We start from the raw sequence: 19,021 nt of genomic DNA, 5'->3' as shown, positions 1-19,021 counted from the left end.
ATTATTATGAACGGAAAGCCTATTATTGCAATAATGTATGATTTTGATAAAACGCTTTGTACAAAAGATATGCAGGGATACGGCTTTATTCCGAGTCTTGGCATAACCGAGGAAGAGTTTTGGAATTACGCCAACGAAATCGGGCACAAGGAGCATATGGATTCAATCCTTGCATATATGTATGCAATGGTTAAAATATCTAAAGATAAGAACATTCCTTTATTAAGGGAAAAACTTGTTGAAACAGGCAAAAAAGTCGAACTTTTTGACGGAGTTTCAAAATGGTTTTCACGAATAAACAATTTCGGTAAAAAACTCGGCGTATGTGTCGAGCACTATGTTATTTCGTCCGGTCTTAAAGAGATTATCGAAGGTACGGATATTGCGAACGAATTTAAAAGTATTTTCGCCTGTGAATTTCTTTACGATGAAAACGGCAACGGAATATGGCCGAAAACCGATGTTAATTACACAAATAAAACTCAATTTGTGTACCGCATAAACAAAGGTGTTCTTGATGTTGCCAACGATAACGACCTCAACAAATCAATGCCCGACGACAGCAAGCGTATTCCTTTTTGCAATATGATTTATATCGGCGACGGTCTTTCCGATGTACCGTGTATGAAAATGATGAAAGCATACGGAGGATATTCCATTGCCGTATATCAAAAGAAAGACGCAAAAGTAGAAGATTTATTACAGCGTGGCAGAGTTGATTACATTTACCCTGCCGACTACAGCGAAAACAGCGGGCTTGACAATACAGTCAAAAATATAATTCAAAAAATGGCAATAAGTGAAACACTTTACCGTGAATATTCAAAACAAAAGCACGAAATTAACAACTGATATTTTTCAAAGGGAATCCTTGACGGGTTCCCTTTTTATTCTGCTATATTCTGTTTGTAAATATTTTGTATTTGTATTGCAGATTTTTGGAAAATAAGGTAATATATAATATATACAAATCATTTCACACAAAACACATATTTTATTTATAAATTAATCTAAAAAAGTAGAAATTATGGTGAAAATATGAATGAATTTAAATCTGTTTTAAATGAAGTTAGAAAAGTTATTAACGGCAAAGACAGGGAAATTATTATTACAATGCTTGCTCTGCTCGCAAACGGCAATATTCTTATAGAGGATATACCGGGCGTCGGCAAAACCACTATGGCTCTTGCTTTTTCAAAGGCTCTCGGACTGAAGTACGGCAGAATACAGTTTACTCCCGATACTCTGCCGTCAGACATAACGGGATTTTCTTCTTTTAACAAAGAAAGCGGAAAAATGCATTTTAACAAAGGAGCTATTTTCTGTAATTTGTTTTTGGCAGATGAGCTTAACCGTACTTCAAGCCGTACTCAAGCGGCTTTGCTTGAGGCAATGGAAGAAAGGCAAGTTACCGTTGACGGACACAGTTATCAGCTTGAAAATCCTTTTTCCGTAATTGCAACCCAAAATCCTGTTGGTGCCTCGGGTACACAACTTTTGCCTGACTCTCAAACCGACCGTTTTACAGTAAGAATTTCAATGGGATACCCTAATTTTGAGGCTGAATGTCAAATGCTTATTAACCGCAGTCGACAAAACCCTCTTGATAAGGTAAAACAAGCAGTTACTGTTGAAGAACTTATTAATATGCAAAACAAAGTAAAAGAAGTTTTTGTAAGCGAAGATATGGCAAAATACATTGTAATGCTCGTAACAGCCACCAGACAGAACAGCCTTTTTGAAAGAGGTGCAAGTCCAAGAGCCGCACTTTCACTTAAAGATATGGCAAAGGCGGCGGCATTTGCGGACGACAGAGATTACATTGTCCCCCGTGACATTCAAAATATTTTTGTTGCTACCATAAGTCATCGTGTTATTTTGAGCGCAGAGGCAAACGCTAAAAAAATCAGCGTTACAAAAGCTCTTAATGAGATTTTGAGAACAACAAGACAACCCAAAATTTAGTGAGGGAAAAATGATAAAGAACATACTTATATATATTGCGGTTCTTGCAATATCATTTTCGTTTGCGGTTTTTTATTATGCCTGGTTTTCCAATTTTCTGCTGATTGTTGTACTTTGTCTGCCTGTTCTTTCATTGTTATGCAGTCTGCCTTTTATGATTTATTCGGCCGTCAAAGGTTTTTCTCTTTATGCTTCCAAGGTCATTTATGCAGGCGATGATGTTGTAATTAATCTTGCGGCAAACAACCGCAACGGTCTTTTCTGCCCTTTGATTAAAGTTCTTGTTTACTCAAAGAACAGTTTTTGCGACAAATCGAAAAAAACAGCGTTTAAATACAGCGGAATGATAAATAAACCCGTAAATATTCCGCTTTCAAAAATCGGCAAAGATTGCGGATTAGTCGAAACACAAACAAGATGGCTTAAGATTTACGATATGCTCGGAATCTTTTTTATTCCCGTAAGGTTTAATACCGCGGCAGAAATACTTGTAATTCCTAAAACCGCAAATTGCAGCGAAGAAGTCCTGACGGGCAAACAAGCTATTATAGGATACAAAAAGAAAGCCGGAGGCGGATTTTCTGATGATTACGAAATCAGAGAATACCGTGACGGCGACAATCTGCGTAATGTTCACTGGAAATTATCTGCCAAAAATGATAATTTAATGGTTCGAGAACCGAGCCTGCCGATTTACAAGAATTTTAAAATTATGCTTATGCTTGGCGACAACCCCGAAAACAACAATAAAGTTTTGGCGAAATTTGCAGGCGTTTGCAAGAACGCAATAAAAAATGAAATTCCGTGTACGGTGTGTACTACCAAAAATGCAGGTGCATATCCCCTTACCCCTCAAACAAATATTTATTCCATATACAAAGCAATTTACACACGGCAAAATCTCGGTAACGCAGATACTTCAAATGCAGAAATTCACAGTATTTTTGCCGACTCCGAGGAGGTGGCAAAATGAAAAAATATTTGCTTTCCACTCTGGCAGACGGTATATGCGTAGTTCTTTTGTCGGTCTGCCCCATACTCTGCTATGCAAGCGCATTTTCGGTTAAACTCGAAGCTTCGGTACTGATTATGGCGGCTGTATTATTTTCAATTGTTTTCAGCCTGCTGTCAGCCTTTGTAAAAAACAATTTGAAATACGCTTTATGTATGACAGTAATCGCTTTTGTGGCATTTTTGGTATTTGTCTTTGCAAATGAGCGTATTTTTGCACAGGCAAACTACGCAATTAACAAACTGCTTGAACTGTATTCGGTTTATCTTCCTGTTTACAGCAACATCAAATTTGCAAGTTATATAGCGAACGACGCTACAGGGTTCTTTGTTTTGCTGTCATTAATTCTGAACGGATTGTTTTCTTTCTTAATATCACGAATTAAATCAATCAAAATTGCAGGACTTTTGAGCATTGTGTTACTTGTACCCTGCTTTGTACTTGTAAACACTTTGCCCGACCTTGTACCGCTGCTTATAATATTTACAGTTCTGTTTGCGCTTTACTTTTCATCGCAGACAAGACAATTAAACTATGCACACAGCGGTGTAATAACTGCGGTTTGTGCCGTTATTTTGGCTGTACTCATTACTGTTTTGGCTGTAATAAATCCGGTTGCCGATTACGAAAGACCGAAGTGGCAGGACAATATGCTGAATACAGTACAAACTCTCACGGGAATGAAAACTTACAACGGCAGCGGCAAAATCTCATCCGCTCTTGCCGAAGTAGGAAATAATGTCAGCTCCGAAGTAGATTTTTCAAATGCAGGCGCACTTACTCAAACAGGGAAAAAGGTTATGACTGTCACATCAAGTACAGACGGCAGAATTTACCTTAAGAGTATGGCATATGCAAATTACGAAAACAACAAATGGTCTGTACTTACCGATGAGCAGGCAGACAACTATCCGCAGGATTATCAATCCTTTATTATGACTATTATGACGCAGTATTTCGAAGAGGCAGAAACCGTAACCATTGACACCGTAAACAAAGAAAATGTTATTTACACACCCTATTATCTTAATTATATCAACAACAATTTTTCGCCTGTATGCGATGTGTTCATAGCAAACACCGACAAGGCAACAAACTACACTATGTTTGTTATACCGTATTCCGAGGAAAATATTAACGACTTTTCACGAATAGAAATAAGTGGCACCTCAAAATACGATGATTTTGCACAATGCTATTTATCTCTGCCAAACGATACCAAACAGGCAATGCTTGAAATTGCCGAGCGCAACAATATTAAAGATTTATCCAAGAGTGATATTTCTCAAACGGTTGCGGCGGTTAAGGACTTTGTTTCACATTCCGCATCGTATTCTCTCAATACACAAAAAGTACCCGATGGCAGAGATGTTGCAGAATGGTTTTTAAACGATGCCGAAACAGGTTATTGTATGCATTTTGCAAATGCCGCCGCCGTAATGTTAAGAGCCTTAGGCGTTCCCGCAAGATATGTAACAGGGTATTGCGCCGATGTTGTTGACGGTAAAGCTATTGTCACCTCAGACAATGCCCATGCTTGGGTGGAATACTTTGACGAACGAATCGGCTGGATTCCTCTTGACGCTACATCATCTGATTTTGAAGTGCCGCAAGCTACCGAATCAGTGCAAACAACAACGCAGGCACAGACAACCTCTCCTACCGTTCAGCCTACTACACAGGCACAAAATACTAAGCCTGTAAAAACAGAAGTAAAGGCAAAAATTTCAACACCTGCCATAATTGTTATAATTATTTTACTGATTATAGCTTTGGCAATCTTAAGAATTATTTTAATACGGTATTACAGAAAATACAGTTTTACTCACAAAGATTATAAATCAAGAGTAATCTGCATTTACAGATATTTAAATAAACTTTCCGTTCATGCAAAAGTCAGAATACCGAAAAAAATTGAAAATATCTGTACCAAAGCAAAGTTTTCCACGCACAATATTTCTGATAAAGAATATAAAATTGTTCTTAATTATGTATTAACATTCAGGAATAAAACAATCGGTAAAATGCCGATTGTTAAAAAGCTGTATTGCATAATAATTCTCGGTATATAAGTAAAAGCTGTACCCCGCAAAGGGATACAGCTTTTTGCTTTACCGCAAGATTACTTACAACCGCAACCCTGTTTTAACTCAAAACTCTGACAGTCTGTGCACTGACATACTGTTGGGTTTGATTCATGTGTACCAACCTTAATTGTTTCAAGTGAGCAGTAGTGTTCTGCCTCGTTGTTATGAGAACAGTTATTTACGGTGCATTTAATGCTACGGTTTACATAGGAATTGTTCATCATTGTAAATCACCTCATACATTATTAGCGAACACTGCGCCGTTGCAGTTCTGTTCGCCCTCTTATTGTCTGCAAAACAACAGTAAATATACCTCACCAAATTCACACTTAATAATAAAATATATTGAGGTGATTTTATGACAGCGATTTCAACTGCCATACTGATTATTTTTGCGGTTATGGGAATAATATACTGCGTAAGGGAAATTACATATTTCCTTTATAAAAACAAAAATAATTGCTCAATCATTATTGTTACTCCGCTTGAAGGAGAAAATCAAAATGCCGAATTTATATTGCGAGGTGCGGCGTCAAGATTAAGATGGTTTTGTCGTGGCGGTAAAGACTGCATACTTTGCCTTGACTGCGATATGGACGAAGAAACCGAAAACATTTGTAAAGCCTTGTGCAAAGAATACGGATTTATTCGTATGATAAAAAAGACTGAACTTATACATCTTTTAAACGAATAATCGCAAGGTGTATTGTTAAAGCAAAAAAACAGTGCTATAATAATTATAATTGTGGCAAAATACCGCTGTATTTTTTAAGGAAACAGGTATGTTTTTATGGATGACAATACACTTTTACAGCTTGAAGGCTATGTTGAAAGCGTAGTTTACAGAAATGAAGAAAACGGTTATACCGTTGTTGAAATATCGGACGATGACGACTATATAACAGCTGTCGGCATTATGCCGAGAGTACATCAGGGCGACCTTTTAAAGCTCACAGGCAACTACAAAGACCACCCGAATTACGGCAGACAGTTCTCTGCCCAGGTCTGTGAGCTTTGCCGTCCGAGCGGTACAGCAGGGATTCTGCGTTACCTTTCTTCCGGTGCAATCCGTGGAATAGGCGCAACAACCGCACAAAGGCTTGTATCTGAATTTGGCGAAAAAACTCTTGATGTTATGGAAAACGAACCCGAAAGAGTAGCAATGCTCAAGGGAATTTCAAAATCAAAGGCAGAAGATTTTTCTCTGCAGCTAAAGCAAAGCACGGGTATCCGCTCGCTTATATTATTCCTCGGCGAATACGGAATAGGCAATGCTGCGGCTGTCAAAATTTTCACAGAACTCGGAACTTCCGCTATTGAACAAATTAAAGAAAACCCGTACATACTTTGCAACGGAGAGTTCGGCATCAGCTTTCAGACCGCCGATTTCATTGCAAAAAAGCGAAATTTTGACGAGCAGAGTACAGAGCGTATTCGTGCAGGCATTGCATATATTTTAATTCACAACGAGGGCAACGGCCACACCTGTTTGCCTTTTGAGGTTCTCTGCAAAAAAGCCGCAGATTTTCTGAAAGTTGACATAGCACTTATTGCTTCAACAATGCAGGAAATGATTTTCGACCGCTCGCTTATCAAAGACAATGTAAACGATAAAGAATTTATTTTTTCTCCTAACACCCATCTTTGTGAACTTTATATAGCCTCAAGAGTGAAAATGCTGCTTGGATTTGCGGCTGAACAAATTAAAAATATTGACACCGAAATTGAAAAATGCGAAAAAAATGACGGAATAGAATATGCCGCACTGCAAAAAGAGGCAATCACACAGGCACTCACAAAAGGTATGCTTGTGCTGACAGGCGGTCCGGGCACAGGTAAAACCACAACATTAAACGCTATTATTAAGATATTGCAAAACAACGGCAAAAAAGTTTTGCTTGCCGCACCGACCGGAAGAGCGGCTCAACGAATGAGTGCTTTAACGGGAGTTGAGGCAAAAACTATTCATCGTCTGCTTGAAGTAAGCTGGGACAAGCACGATAAACCTATTTTTAATAAAAACGAACGCAATCAGCTTAAATGTGACGCCCTCATAGTTGATGAGGTTTCTATGGTTGACACCTTTATTTTTGAAAGCGTTATGAAAGCCTTGCCTATCGGTTGCCGTCTTATACTTGTCGGCGACTCTAACCAGTTGCCGTCCGTAGGGCCGGGCAACATACTCGGCGACCTTACCGACTGCGGAATTGTACCGGTTGTAAGGTTAAACGAAATTTTCCGTCAGGCACAGAAAAGTCTTATTGTTACAAACGCACATAAAATAGTCAACGGCGAAATGCCCGTTCTCAATGCATCAGATAAAGACTTTTTCTTTTTATTAAGGAATAACAAAGCCGAAATTTCTCAAGTAATAGTTGACCTTTGCGCACAAAGATTACCAAAGGCTTACGGTTACTCTGCATTTGACAATATTCAGGTGCTTTGTCCGTCAAAGAAAGGCGAACTTGGCACTGCCGAAATGAATTTCAGACTTCAAAAGGCTCTTAATCCAAAATCAGCCGATAAAGCTGAAATTGAAATTGCATCAAAAACATTCAGAATTGGCGACAAGGTAATGCAGATAAAAAACAACTACGATATAACCTGGATAAGAGATGACGGAGAGCAAGGTTCGGGAATTTTTAACGGCGACATAGGAATTATTGATTCTATCGACCGCAAAAGCCGTACGCTTATAGTTATTTTTGACGACAAGACAGCCAAATACACTTATGAATACGCAACCGATCTTGACTTTGCATATGCGGTCACTGTACATAAAAGCCAGGGTAACGAATTTGACTGCGTAATTATACCTATGTTTCAAGGGCCTCCTCAACTTTATTACAGAAATTTACTTTATACAGCCGTTACACGAGCCAAGAAAACGCTTGTGCTTGTCGGAAATCCAAAAACGGTAGAATATATGGTACAAAATAACCGCCGTACAAAAAGATACAGCGGATTAAAGGAATTTTTACTGCGAGATGAACAGTTATATTAAAAGAGCAATGCTGTTTTTGCAGGACATAATTTTCACCGTAAAGTGCCCATACTGCGAAAAAGTTATTGACAGGAATGACTACGCCTGTAAAGAATGTAAGAGTAAATTTCCGCAAAAAGGCTATGAAACTTACGCTGTCGGAGGATACAAAACAATAGCGCCGTTTAAATATGACGGTATATTTTCAAGCGGTGTAAAAAACTTTAAATTTTATGAAAATCCGTCATATTCCCGCCAACTTGCCATACCTTTGGCTAATGAAATAATCGCAAAATACGGTGTCGGCTGTTTTGATATTATTACCGCCGTACCGATGTATTATAAAAATATGCGTGAACGGGGATATAATCAATCGGAACTTCTTGCAAAAGAATGTGCGGAAATTTTTAACATTCCGTATGCAGAACTTGTTGAAAAGCATAAGAAAAATAAAGCTCAACATACGCTTAAAGGAAAAGAACGAGAAAGCAATGTTCAAGGTGTGTACCGTGTAATTGACAGTCAAGCAGTGGCTGACAAGAATATTCTTATAATTGACGATATTATTACTACGGGCAACACACTCGGAGAATGTTGTAAGGTTCTTAAAAAAGCAGGCTGCAAAAACATATGCTGTGCAGCGCTTTGTGCGGCTATTGTATAACTTAAAAAGGTTGAAAAAATTGGAGTATTACCAATTCTTTCAACCTTTAGTTTTATTGTTTTTAGATAGTTGTGAATAAATTATGGCTTAGTAAATTGTTTTGCCAATCTTTTATAATTGCCTGACTAAGTATTCATAATTCCTAATTTTTAAAGAACATTATACTGTCATTGAAATATACTTTTGAAGAACAGTAACATCGTTTACATCAATTTTTCCGTCGTCGTTTAAGTCACAATAAATTTTATATCTGTTTTCATCAAATATTGAATCTTCTTCGACAAAAAGAGAACCGCTAAGATACATCTGCAAATTTGTAACATCATTTACATTTGTTGACTTATCGGCATTAAGATCGCCGTAATATCTGCCATTAAAATAATATAAAGTATCAATATCAATAACACCGTTAGTGTATAATTCAACAATATTTTGTACTTTATTATCAGCATAAAAGTAATTGCCCACAGGTGAATCTTCATAAATAGGATATACAAAATTTCCTGTTTTTAAAGATTTAATATTATTGTTTGATGAATAATGATCCTCAACTAAAATATAATCAAATTTAACTTCTTCGCTTATTGCAGATAATTTCAAATAAAAAATATCATAATCGCTTTCAGGGCAAGGGTAAGCTAAAGTTTGTTCAATATATTCTCTTGTCAGTTTTTCAATCTTAAAAAATTCATCCCATGTAATTTTGTTATCAACACTGTAGTAGTCTTTATCTGCAAGATCAATAGATACCTTTATATCGGCATCACCAAGGTTTAATATCTGTTCTTTTGTTGAAATGCAGAATAAACATTCACTTGCGGAAAAATATTTTATTTCTGATACTGAATATTTTTCATCAATAATTTTCTTTTTATCATCGGGCTTCTGACTTCTTATATTATTTTTATATTCCTCATAATCACGCAATAATTCATCACTATAAGTCTTTCTGCCGTCTTCATTTACAATAATCTCATCTAAGCGATCGTTTTTATCTGCAAATGTATATATATCTTCACAATATGAAGTTAAATTAATTTTAACCGCAACCGTATCTGTATCCGCAATATCATCAATCGCCCACATAAGTTCTCCTGTTAACTTATTTTTAAAATCGTGATTCCACATCTCTACATCACCAACGGCTGAGTTTCCCGTATCAGCCGCAAATGCTGTTGTTGTGCCGCAAAGAATAGCACTTGCCAAAATTGCTATTGCCATAATACCGCTTATAAGTTTTTTCATAATATAGCCTCCTTTAAGACATAAGTCATATTTCTTACGATTATTGTACTATATCATTAAATATCAAACAAGTGTATTATTGTATAATTTTTCGATTAAATTGTTAGTTATTTAGACTAAACAAAATCATATACAAAAACTCCCTCCGTAAATACGAAGGGAGTAAATAATCTGATTAAATTATCAAACAGGATGAACCATATTTTTCTTGTCGAGCTTATCGCCGTTAATGCCAACTTCGGCATTTCTTCTCTTCTCAAAGAAGTCGAGAGCAACCTTCGGGAACTGAGCGTATGAAAGAACATCCTCTTCCTGCTCAATCCACTGTGAAATCTCACCTCTGAGCTTATCAAGCTCCGGCTCAAGTAAATCTGCAGGACGGCAAGTAATAATTTTCTTATCGCCGCAAATCTTCTTCTGGAATGCAGGATCAATCGGCATTGGTGTTGTGCCGTACTCGCCTGCAACAAGACCCTTAAACTCGTTTGTACACATCTTGTATCTCTCGCCTGTAATTACATTGAATACAGCCTGTGTACCAACAATCTGTGATGTAGGAGTAACGAGCGGTGGGTAACCTGCATCTTTACGAACTCTCGGAACTTCCTCAAGTACCTCTGTAAGCTTGTCTTCTTTGCCTGCCTGCTTAAGCTGTGAAAGAAGGTTAGAAAGCATACCGCCCGGAACCTGATAGATAAGAGCCTTAGCATCTGTAGCAAGCATCTTCTGATCAAGAAGACCGTTCTTAAAGTATTTCTCACGAAGAGTCATAAAGTAAGCACGAATTTCAGCAAGCTGCTTAATGTCAAGACCTGTATCATACGGTGTGCCTGCAAAAGCGGCAACCATTGACTCTGTAGGAGCATGTGAAGTACCGAGTGCAAGTGGGCTGATAGCAGTATCAATACCGTCAGCGCCTGCCTCAACACCCTTTAAAAGACACATTGATGCAAGACCTGATGTGTAGTGTGTATGGAGCTGAACAGGAAGGTCAACAGCCTCTTTAATAGCCTTAACAAGGCTCTCTGTTGCTGTTGGTGTGAGCAATGCAGCCATATCCTTAATGCAGATAGAATCTGCGCCTGCATCGGCAATTCTCTTTGCGTACTCTACATAGTACTCATCAGTAAATACAGGGCCTGTTGTGTAGCTGATTGCTACCTGAGCCTCTGCCTTGCCGTTTTCTCTCTTTGCAGCGTTAATAGCTGTTTTGAGGTTCTTAATATCGTTAAGAGCGTCAAAAATTCTGATAATATCAATACCGTTAGCAACCGAACGCTGAACGAGGTACTCTACGCAGTCATCGGCATAGTGACGGTAACCGAGCATATTCTGACCTCTGAAAAGCATCTGCAGCTTTGTATTCGGACAATGCTCACGAATTGTACGAAGTCTTGCCCATGGGTCTTCATTTAAGAAACGAAGGCAAGCGTCATATGTTGCACCGCCCCAGCACTCAAGTGAATAATAACCGATTTTGTCAAGCTTATCAAGAATCGGGAGCATTTCCTCTGTTGTCATTCTTGTAGCAATAAGTGACTGATGTGCGTCACGCAGGGCAGTTTCGGTAACTCTAATTTTCTTTGCCATTTCGGACATCCCTTTCGTCAGTTATTAGTTAAGAGTAACAAGTGTTTTACCTGAATCTACAGACTCACCCTTAGCAACATCAACAGTTGCAACTACACCGTCCTGAGGAGCCTTTACAGGAGTTTCCATCTTCATAGCCTCAATAAATACGAGGTCGTCACCGGCTTTAACTGACTGACCGGCTGAAACAACAACATTAACAACTGTACCCGGCATAGGAGCTGATACTACTACTGAACCTGCTGCGCCTGCAGGAGCTGCCGGCTTTGCTGCAGGTGCGGGTGCCGCTGCCGGAGCAGGAGCTGCTGCAACAGGAGCTGAAGAACCGCCGAGCTCTTCAACCTGAACATCGTATGCTGTACCGTTTACTGTAATTCTTAAATTTTTCATTTTAAATATCCCCTTTATTTAAACAAACATATTTATCAGATTGTTGAATGTTTCTTAGCAACTGTAGGAACTCTCTTGCCTGCAAGCATATCAAGAGCGGAAATAAGAGTTTTTCTTAAATCCTGCTGTTCAACAATACCGTCAACATAGCCGTTCTGTGCTGCGTTGAAAGCAGAGAGATTTTCTGCCGCAAACTTTTCGGCAACTGCCTTCTGCTCTGCAACAGGAACATTCATAGCGTCAGCTGCAAGAATAAATGCCGCAGCCTCAACATTTACAGGAGAAATAACAGCCTGTGGAAGTGCGTAAACCATATCTGCGTTTGCGCCTGTGCCTGCAAGTGCAATGTAGCCTGAACCGATAGCCTGACCATATACAACAGAAATCTTAACTGTTGTAGCCTCTGCATAAGCCGAAGCAGCCTTTGCAGCTGACTTAATTGATTCAAAGCCCTTACAGTCAACAAATGTAAGTATCGGAAGTGAGAAAGCGTCGCAGAAACGAACAAATTTTGCAATCTTCGTTGTTGCAGGACATGAAAGCACACCGCCGTTTGTCTTTACAATACCAACTACCGAACCGCCAAGACGGGCAAGTCTGACTTTAGCGTCTTTGCCGTAGTTGTCAAAAAGTTTATAAACACTGCCGCCGTCAACAGTTGAACCTACGATGCAATCGCAGTCTGCAGGCTCTTCCTCAAATGACTCCGGAGCAGTATTGAGATTGTTAGACGGAAGATAAAGAACAAGCTCTTTAGCCTTAGCTACAGCCTCAGCAGAATCCTTTGCAACAACAGAAGCAATACCGTGCTCTGCGTTGTACTCCGCACTTGCATTCTCGCCTGTAACATCAAGAGAAAGCTGTGCCTTTTCACTCATAATAACAAAATCCGCACTTGCTGCGTTAAGAGCGTTTGTACCAAGGCAAGTTCCGAGAACTACCGAAATCTGCGGAACCGCACCCGAAACCGCAGCAGCGCTGTTAAGAACCTGACCGCAGCCTGCAAGAAGCTCATTACCCTGCATAAGTCTGCCGCCGACACTGTCGTAAAAACCTACAACAGGAGCGCCTGTTTTAAGTGCAAGATCATAAATCTTTTTAAGCTTTGCAGCCTGTGCCTTACTCATAGCACCGCCGCAAATGTCGCTGTTCTGTGCGAAAGCGTAAACAGGCATACCCTCAACTGTACCAAAGCCTGCAACAACCTCTGCAAAACCTTCGCCGGACTTTGCAAAAGCATCAATTTCAGTAAAGCTGTCTGCATCAAAAAATTCTGTTATTGTTTTATAAGCAGAAGTAGATGCGATTTCAGCCTTTGCCTGATTGATTTTTTCAATACTCATCTTAAACATCCTCCAATACAATGTATTGAATATGCCGACAAATAGCATAAGTCGGCATACTAATTTACCACATATATCATTATATCCTAATATTTATCAAACTACAAGGAAAAAGCAAAGCTATTTTTAAAATTTGAATATTTACAACAATGATTTTGCACAAACATTCTGATTTACTGTGCATTTTAACTTGTGATTTTATTTGATTTTTTGCCCCAAAAGTTAAGTTTTTAAGGCTTTGGATTAAATAAGCTGTTTTCCGTTTACAAACGGGTTTGAAAGCAGTTTTTTTACCTCAATTTCGGTAAGGTCACGCCAATCGCCCTGTTTCAGCATACCCATTTTTACGCCGCCGATTTGTATTCTTTTAAGTCTTGCAACCTCAAGGCCCACAGCCTCGCACATACGGCGGATTTCACGGTTCTTGCCCTCATGAAGTATCATTTCGAGTACAACTCTGCCCGGTTCCTGATGAAGTACATGCACCATTGCAGGGGCTGTCTTTACTCCGTCAAGCTCAATACCGGTTTCAAGCTTAACAAGCTGATCTTCGTCAATAGACGGACGGACTGTTACTCTGTAAATTTTATAAACGCTGTTCTTCGGGTGCATAATTTTGTTTGCCAGCTCACCGTCATTTGTGAGAATGAGCATTCCCTCCGAATCTTTGTCAAGTCTGCCGATAGGGTAAACTCTTGTGCCCACATTTTCCACAAGTTGAGCAACGCATTTTCTGCCTCTGTCATCGCTCATTGTAGTAATAAATCCTCTCGGTTTATTGAGCATAATATAGCGGTAAGACGGCTTTGCGTTGGTAAGCACACGCTTACCGTTTACAAATACCTTATCTGTCGGTCTTACCTTGTCGCCGAGTTGAGCGGTTTTGCCGTTCACTTTTACATGACCGTCAATAATCATCTGCTCTGCTTTTCTTCTTGATGCTATACCGCATTGTGATAATAACTTTTGAAGTCTTATTGGTTCATTCTTTGCCATATGTAAAAAAATCCTTTATCTTAGTCCAAATACTTTTGTTTTTATTCTGCGTATTGCTGTATTCAACAGCGGTTAAATTTGTACTTGCAAGCGTTTTGCCGTCAAGCGTGTATTCTATTCTGCCTACAATATCTCCGTCTTTAACAGGTGCATACAAGAAATTATCGACATATGCGGTTCGTACAACATTGCTTTTCTTGTCAAAAGGCACTACAACATTTTTGCCCTTTGTACCCGTAACACCGATGCACTCGTCATCACCGCCCACACACGGAATTTCAAGGTAATAATCGGAATCATCACACTCAACACAGGCAAGTTTGGAAAAGCCGTAATTATAAAGAGCTATGTGGTCATTCCAATCGTTTCTGTCATTGAGTGTAACGCAAACAAATGTAAGTCCGTCCTTTTTTGCGGAAGAAACTAAACATCTGCCTGCCGCCATTGTGTAGCCTGTTTTTCCGCCCGTACAATACTCATACATAGAGAGCAGACGGTTATGGTTTGTATAGGTTGTTCTCTTTGACTGCGGTTCGCTGAATTCTACCGTAACGCTTTTTTGCAAAGTCAGTTTTGCAAAACTTTCGTTTTCAAGCGCATAGCTCATAAGCAAAGCCATATCGTAAGCCGTAGAATAATGATTTTCGTCATCAAGTCCGCTCGGTGTAACAAAATGTGTGTTTTTCATTCCTATTACAGCCGCCCGATTGTTCATAAGCTCGGAAAATTTTTCTGCACTGCCCGCAATAGAAATTGCCGCCGCATTTGCTGCGTCATTTCCCGATGCCATCATCATTCCTGCCGCTAAATCACTGAGTTTAACCTTTTCCCCCACTTTAAGGTACATCGAACTGCCCTCGGCTGTCATATCCTTGGTAAAAGCAACAACCTTGTCGGCAGAATCGGCATACTCAAGCGTAATGAGTGAAGTCATCAGCTTTGTGGTACTTGCAGGTTTCATTTTTTTATTTTCATTTACAGAAAAATACACTTTCCCGTCATCAACACAATAAAGCACGCAAGCCTGTGCATTTACTGCCGGCTTGTCGGTTTCCTGCGCAAACGCCGTAATCTGTACGGTTTGCGTTAATGTCACCACAACTACAACTATAACGGAAAGTATTTTTTTCATAAGCTCGCCTCCGAACTAATTTTATGCGAAGGCTTTGCCATAAATTACACCATATCTATATCGTCCTGTGTTATTTCCGAGAAATCATCGGCATCTTTCTTCTTGCTGAACATTCCCTTTACTTTTTGAAGAACATCCGGGATCATACCCACAATGCCCTCTGCGGTACTGCCGTTGTTGTCAACGGAAACAAGTCTTACTTCTCCCTGATAAACAGTTAAAAATGCAACAGGCTGAATTGTAACGCCTGCGCCGCTGCCGCCGCCAAAGCAATCTTTATTTTCTTTTTTGGTAGGAAGATCCGAGCCGCCTGCCGCAAAACCGTAGGTTACCTTTGAAACAGGAATAATGAGTGTACCGTCGGGAGCGGTAATCGGCTCGCCGACAATAGTATTTACATCTACCATTTCCTTAATTTTGTTCATAGTAGTGTCCATAAGATTTCCGATAGGATGTTCCATAGTAATTCTCCTTTGTATTGAATAATCGTCATAACTGCACAAACAGATATGCGATAAATATCGTTAATTGTCTTTTATATTTTTAAGCTCCATAAGCATTTTTAATGCCTTAAAGCCGTGTTTTAATACTATTTTAACAAGATGTGCTATTCTTGTTTTAAATATCGCAAAAAACTCAATCTTGGTTTTTGCACCCTCCGTAAAGTCGGGAAGAATATCCACACCGTAATGCGTATATTTCATTGAACTTATAACCGCACTTGTCAGCGGATAGACAACCGAGCAAACCTTGCCGTAATTTATAGCCGTATCGGCAGCGTCTTTTCCTCCGACTTTTATGCTTAACGCAAAGCTTTTGATTATTATGTGTGCAAAAAAGTCTTTTAATACACCTGCGGCAAGCTCTGTAATCCTTGTAAAAAGATTTACAATCCCCGAAAGTCCCAACTCTTTTAAGAAGTTATCATTAGGTTTTTCCTCTTTTTTAGGAGCAGGCTTTTGCGGTTGTTCGGTTTTTTTCTTCTTTTTGGGTTTCTTTTTCTTTGGCACAGGCGGATAAAGAATAATCTTTACAAAGCCTATGCGAAGTCTGCAAAAGAATTGTTTTTTATATTGAACGCAGACCTTTATGGGAATAGCAAGAATTATTGCAAAAAACAAGACTATCCCCAGCAGTATATACAGCCAGAGCAAGGCAAAACCTCCTCCGAGTTTAGTTTATCATTTTAAAAGCAATTTTACTTAATCTTACTGATTTAATATAAATACTGCCTACTTTTTCGCCTTTGGCATCGGTAATTCGTCATACATTGCATTGAATAAACCTGTCAAAAAATCTTTATTATCAACTTCATCCACCAAAAGCATTTCCTTTGCTCCCTCATACGGCAGCTCATATACAGCTGTCGGAATATATTGGATTGCGGATTTTACAGGCTTTACAAGTAATCTGTCATCATATATTCCGCCTATTATTTTACCACGATAGTAAATAATAAATTCACCCATCATAGCACGATAAGTAATTTCTTCCAAATCGGAGAGTTGTCCTAAAACAAACTGCAAATATTCCTTGCTTGACGCCATAATTATTTCTCAACTTCGGTATTTTCAACATCGTTGTTATTTTCTTTTGACTTTTCTTCTTCGGATTTTTCGTCTGAATTATCAGTCTTGTCACTTTCGGGAAGCGGAGGGAGATTTTCTATGCTTTCAAGATTAAAACATCTTAAAAAGTTCTCGGTTGTTCCGTAAAGCAACGGTCTGCCCGGAAGTTCAAGTCTGCCCTTTTCCTCGACAAGTCCCTTTGTGGTAAGACTGCCCAAAACACCACTGCAATCAACGCCCCTCACCTGCTCAACAAAAGCCTTTGTAACAGGCTGATTGTATGCAACAACGGCAAGCACCTCAAGCGCCGCCTGCGAAAGCGGAGTATTTCTGCGCAAGTCCATAACTTTACGGATTTCGGGAGCAAATTTTTTAGCCGATACCATCTGATAGGATTTATTCAGCTTAATTATTCTTATGCCCCTCTCCTGCTTTTCGTAATCATCCATAAGCTCTAAAATTAATTTTTCGGCCTGTGATGGTTTCACTTCTATTGCCTGTGCTATTTTGTCAGGCTCTGCCGGCGAACCGTTTGCAAACAGTATTGCCTCGACTGCCGCTTTTTTATCATACATTTTTGTTCTCCTTGTTATCTATCATATAAACGATTGCGTGGTCGCCGTCACCGTCAACTCTAACACGCTTGCCTTTTACAAGTTCCAGTGTAGCAAGAAAAGTCGCTACAAGTTCGCTCTTTTCTTCGCAGGCGTCAAAAAGTTCTTGATACTCTATTCTTCTGCCTTTCCACAGCTTACGCATTACATGAATAATTCGGCTGCTTACAGACACAAACTTTCGTGCCACAATTACGCTGAATGCCGATTCCGGCGGCGGAAGTTTACGCTTTCCTCTTCCGACTGCACTTACATATGCCTTTGCTATATCCTCGCTCGGATGAATACGGTTGTATGTGAGATCATATTCAACAGGCGACGCCTCTCTGCAAAAGCTGTCGTAATCGTAAATCTCGCTGAATTTCTTGGCTATCTGACGGCAGATTGCATATTCGATAAGCTGTCCTGTAAGCTCCTTTTTAAGCTCCTCAACCTCTTCTTCATACTTAGGGAGCAACATTACTGACTTTATATAAACAAGTCTTGACGCCATCGTAAGAAATTCCGACTCAATGTCAAGCTGATTTTCCTGCATAACCTTAATTTGCTCAAGGTACTGTTCAATAAGCTCGGCTATCGGTATATCGTAAATATCTATTTTGTTTTTTGAAATCAGGGTAAGCAATAAATCAAGCGGACCTTCAAATGCCTCCAACCTGTATTGCAACGGCTGTGAATCCATAGCTCTACCTCTTAAAATAATTCTGCAAAAAATCTGACAGGGCTCAATGCCATATCGCTTAAGAAATTCAAAATTCCGTTTGTGGCAAAACCAAGCACCGTACTAAGACCGCCCGTAAAGATTAAAAAGATAAGTGCCAAAGAGAAAATTGTTTCATACTTTGTCATAAATGCAATTGCCTTATAAGGCAAGAATGCAAATAAAATCTTTGAACCGTCAAGCGGTGGAATCGGAATAAAGTTAAATACCGCAAGACTGACATTACAAGATGCATAAAAAACAAAAAAACTTCTTATCATAAGTCCTATGTCATTCAAATAAAAGAATGACGGGAACGCAAAAGCTAAAATATAATAAATAACCAAACCTACATATGCCGCAAGAAGATTTGCCACAGGGCCTGCAAGAGCGCAAAGCGCCATACCCAGCTTTGGTTTTTTAAAGTTATTGGGATTGATAGGTACAGGCTTTGCCCAACCGAAGCCGACAAATATCATTGCAAGCGCACCTACCATATCAATATGGCTTATAGGATTAAGAGTTAATCTGCCACGGCTTTTTGCCTCTTTGTCACCGAGTAAATACGCAACAAAAGCGTGCGCCCACTCGTGAAACGGCAAAATTAAAAATATAATAAGTAAAACTGCTACCAGATAGGCTACAACATCGTAAAAATTAAACGAGCCTGAAAAAATCTGTTGTAACATAATTATCCTCCAAAATTTTATTTAGCAATTGATTTTGTTTTTA

General features: G+C 39.2%; 20 protein-coding genes. 7 read left to right on the top strand and 13 right to left on the bottom strand.

What is annotated here, in order from left to right:
• Positions 1-6: 6 nt before the first annotated feature.
• The 4 genes from KGF34_RS11235 to KGF34_RS11220 all read left to right on the top strand — a co-directional run bounded on the left by KGF34_RS11235 (position 7) and on the right by KGF34_RS11220 (position 5,049).
• Positions 7-852 carry an HAD family hydrolase gene (locus tag KGF34_RS11235; protein WP_022234443.1) on the top strand — a complete coding sequence of 282 codons (846 nt, stop codon included), beginning with the start codon at positions 7-9 and terminating at the stop codon, positions 850-852.
• A 186-nt stretch (positions 853-1,038) separates the two neighbouring features.
• Positions 1,039-1,965: a MoxR family ATPase gene (locus KGF34_RS11230; RefSeq protein WP_022234444.1), complete on the top strand. Its 927-nt coding sequence runs from the start codon at positions 1,039-1,041 to the stop codon at positions 1,963-1,965.
• A gap of 154 nt (positions 1,966-2,119) precedes the next feature.
• Complete coding sequence (locus tag KGF34_RS11225) at positions 2,120-2,938, top strand: DUF58 domain-containing protein (protein WP_252559136.1); 819 nt, start codon at positions 2,120-2,122, stop codon at positions 2,936-2,938.
• A complete protein-coding gene (locus KGF34_RS11220; RefSeq protein WP_252559133.1) occupies positions 2,935-5,049 on the top strand; it encodes a transglutaminase domain-containing protein in 2,115 nt (704 codons plus the stop codon). The genes KGF34_RS11225 and KGF34_RS11220 overlap by 4 nt, the downstream gene beginning before the upstream one ends.
• A gap of 50 nt (positions 5,050-5,099) precedes the next feature.
• On the opposite strand, the gene KGF34_RS11215 is transcribed toward KGF34_RS11220, so the two are convergent.
• Positions 5,100-5,288 (bottom strand): DUF1540 domain-containing protein, encoded by a 189-nt coding sequence (locus KGF34_RS11215; RefSeq protein ID WP_252559128.1) that lies wholly within the window; start codon positions 5,286-5,288, stop codon positions 5,100-5,102.
• A 134-nt stretch (positions 5,289-5,422) separates the two neighbouring features.
• Between KGF34_RS11215 and KGF34_RS11210 the strand changes: the two genes are divergently transcribed.
• The 3 genes from KGF34_RS11210 to KGF34_RS11200 all read left to right on the top strand — a co-directional run bounded on the left by KGF34_RS11210 (position 5,423) and on the right by KGF34_RS11200 (position 8,711).
• A complete protein-coding gene (locus KGF34_RS11210; RefSeq protein ID WP_022234448.1) occupies positions 5,423-5,758 on the top strand; it encodes a hypothetical protein in 336 nt (111 codons plus the stop codon).
• Positions 5,759-5,854: 96 nt separating this feature from the next.
• Positions 5,855-8,068 carry an ATP-dependent RecD-like DNA helicase gene (locus KGF34_RS11205; protein WP_252559125.1) on the top strand — a complete coding sequence of 738 codons (2,214 nt, stop codon included), beginning with the start codon at positions 5,855-5,857 and terminating at the stop codon, positions 8,066-8,068.
• Complete coding sequence (locus KGF34_RS11200; RefSeq protein WP_252559121.1) at positions 8,052-8,711, top strand: phosphoribosyltransferase family protein; 660 nt, start codon at positions 8,052-8,054, stop codon at positions 8,709-8,711. The genes KGF34_RS11205 and KGF34_RS11200 overlap by 17 nt, the downstream gene beginning before the upstream one ends.
• Positions 8,712-8,870: 159 nt before the next feature.
• Here KGF34_RS11200 and KGF34_RS11195 read toward each other — a convergent pair whose 3' ends face one another.
• The 12 genes from KGF34_RS11195 to KGF34_RS11140 all read right to left on the bottom strand — a co-directional run bounded on the left by KGF34_RS11195 (position 8,871) and on the right by KGF34_RS11140 (position 18,978).
• The gene (locus KGF34_RS11195; protein ID WP_252559120.1) at positions 8,871-9,956 is read right to left on the bottom strand and encodes a dockerin type I repeat-containing protein; all 1,086 of its coding nucleotides are present in this window, start codon (positions 9,954-9,956) and stop codon (positions 8,871-8,873) included.
• 183 nt (positions 9,957-10,139) lie between these two features.
• Positions 10,140-11,546, bottom strand: a complete 1,407-nt coding sequence (locus tag KGF34_RS11190) for an oxaloacetate decarboxylase subunit alpha (protein ID WP_186935853.1) — start codon at positions 11,544-11,546, stop codon at positions 10,140-10,142.
• Positions 11,547-11,570: 24 nt separating this feature from the next.
• Entirely contained in the window at positions 11,571-11,936 is a 366-nt protein-coding gene (locus KGF34_RS11185) for a DUF2118 domain-containing protein (RefSeq protein ID WP_022234946.1), read from the bottom strand.
• A gap of 35 nt (positions 11,937-11,971) precedes the next feature.
• Positions 11,972-13,279 (bottom strand): carboxyl transferase domain-containing protein, encoded by a 1,308-nt coding sequence (locus KGF34_RS11180; RefSeq protein ID WP_252559116.1) that lies wholly within the window; start codon positions 13,277-13,279, stop codon positions 11,972-11,974.
• A 243-nt stretch (positions 13,280-13,522) separates the two neighbouring features.
• On the bottom strand, positions 13,523-14,275 hold the full coding sequence (locus tag KGF34_RS11175; RefSeq protein WP_022234948.1) for a pseudouridine synthase: 753 nt from the start codon (positions 14,273-14,275) through the stop codon (positions 13,523-13,525).
• Positions 14,262-15,407 (bottom strand): D-alanyl-D-alanine carboxypeptidase family protein, encoded by a 1,146-nt coding sequence (locus tag KGF34_RS11170; protein ID WP_252559113.1) that lies wholly within the window; start codon positions 15,405-15,407, stop codon positions 14,262-14,264. Before KGF34_RS11170 ends, KGF34_RS11175 begins: the two co-directional genes overlap by 14 nt.
• Before the next feature lie 44 nt (positions 15,408-15,451).
• Positions 15,452-15,868, bottom strand: a complete 417-nt coding sequence (ytfJ, locus tag KGF34_RS11165; RefSeq protein ID WP_022234950.1) for a GerW family sporulation protein — start codon at positions 15,866-15,868, stop codon at positions 15,452-15,454.
• Positions 15,869-15,931: 63 nt separating this feature from the next.
• Positions 15,932-16,561 (bottom strand): DUF2953 domain-containing protein, encoded by a 630-nt coding sequence (locus tag KGF34_RS11160; RefSeq protein ID WP_252559111.1) that lies wholly within the window; start codon positions 16,559-16,561, stop codon positions 15,932-15,934.
• A gap of 78 nt (positions 16,562-16,639) precedes the next feature.
• The gene (locus KGF34_RS11155; protein ID WP_249375942.1) at positions 16,640-16,954 is read right to left on the bottom strand and encodes a TfoX/Sxy family protein; all 315 of its coding nucleotides are present in this window, start codon (positions 16,952-16,954) and stop codon (positions 16,640-16,642) included.
• 2 nt (positions 16,955-16,956) lie between these two features.
• Positions 16,957-17,550, bottom strand: coding sequence for an SMC-Scp complex subunit ScpB (gene scpB, locus KGF34_RS11150; RefSeq protein WP_252559110.1), 594 nt, complete (start codon positions 17,548-17,550; stop codon positions 16,957-16,959).
• Positions 17,543-18,271: a segregation/condensation protein A gene (locus KGF34_RS11145; protein ID WP_252559101.1), complete on the bottom strand. Its 729-nt coding sequence runs from the start codon at positions 18,269-18,271 to the stop codon at positions 17,543-17,545. The genes scpB and KGF34_RS11145 overlap by 8 nt, the downstream gene beginning before the upstream one ends.
• Before the next feature lie 11 nt (positions 18,272-18,282).
• A complete protein-coding gene (locus tag KGF34_RS11140; RefSeq protein ID WP_186935841.1) occupies positions 18,283-18,978 on the bottom strand; it encodes a site-2 protease family protein in 696 nt (231 codons plus the stop codon).
• Positions 18,979-19,021 lie beyond the last annotated feature (43 nt).

Origin of the sequence: Ruminococcus sp. FMBCY1, from assembly GCF_023921805.1 — a bacterium.
Taxonomy (GTDB): Bacteria; Bacillota; Clostridia; order Oscillospirales; family Acutalibacteraceae; genus Ruminococcoides; species Ruminococcoides intestinale_A.
This window is presented reverse-complemented; position numbering and strand designations above follow the sequence as displayed.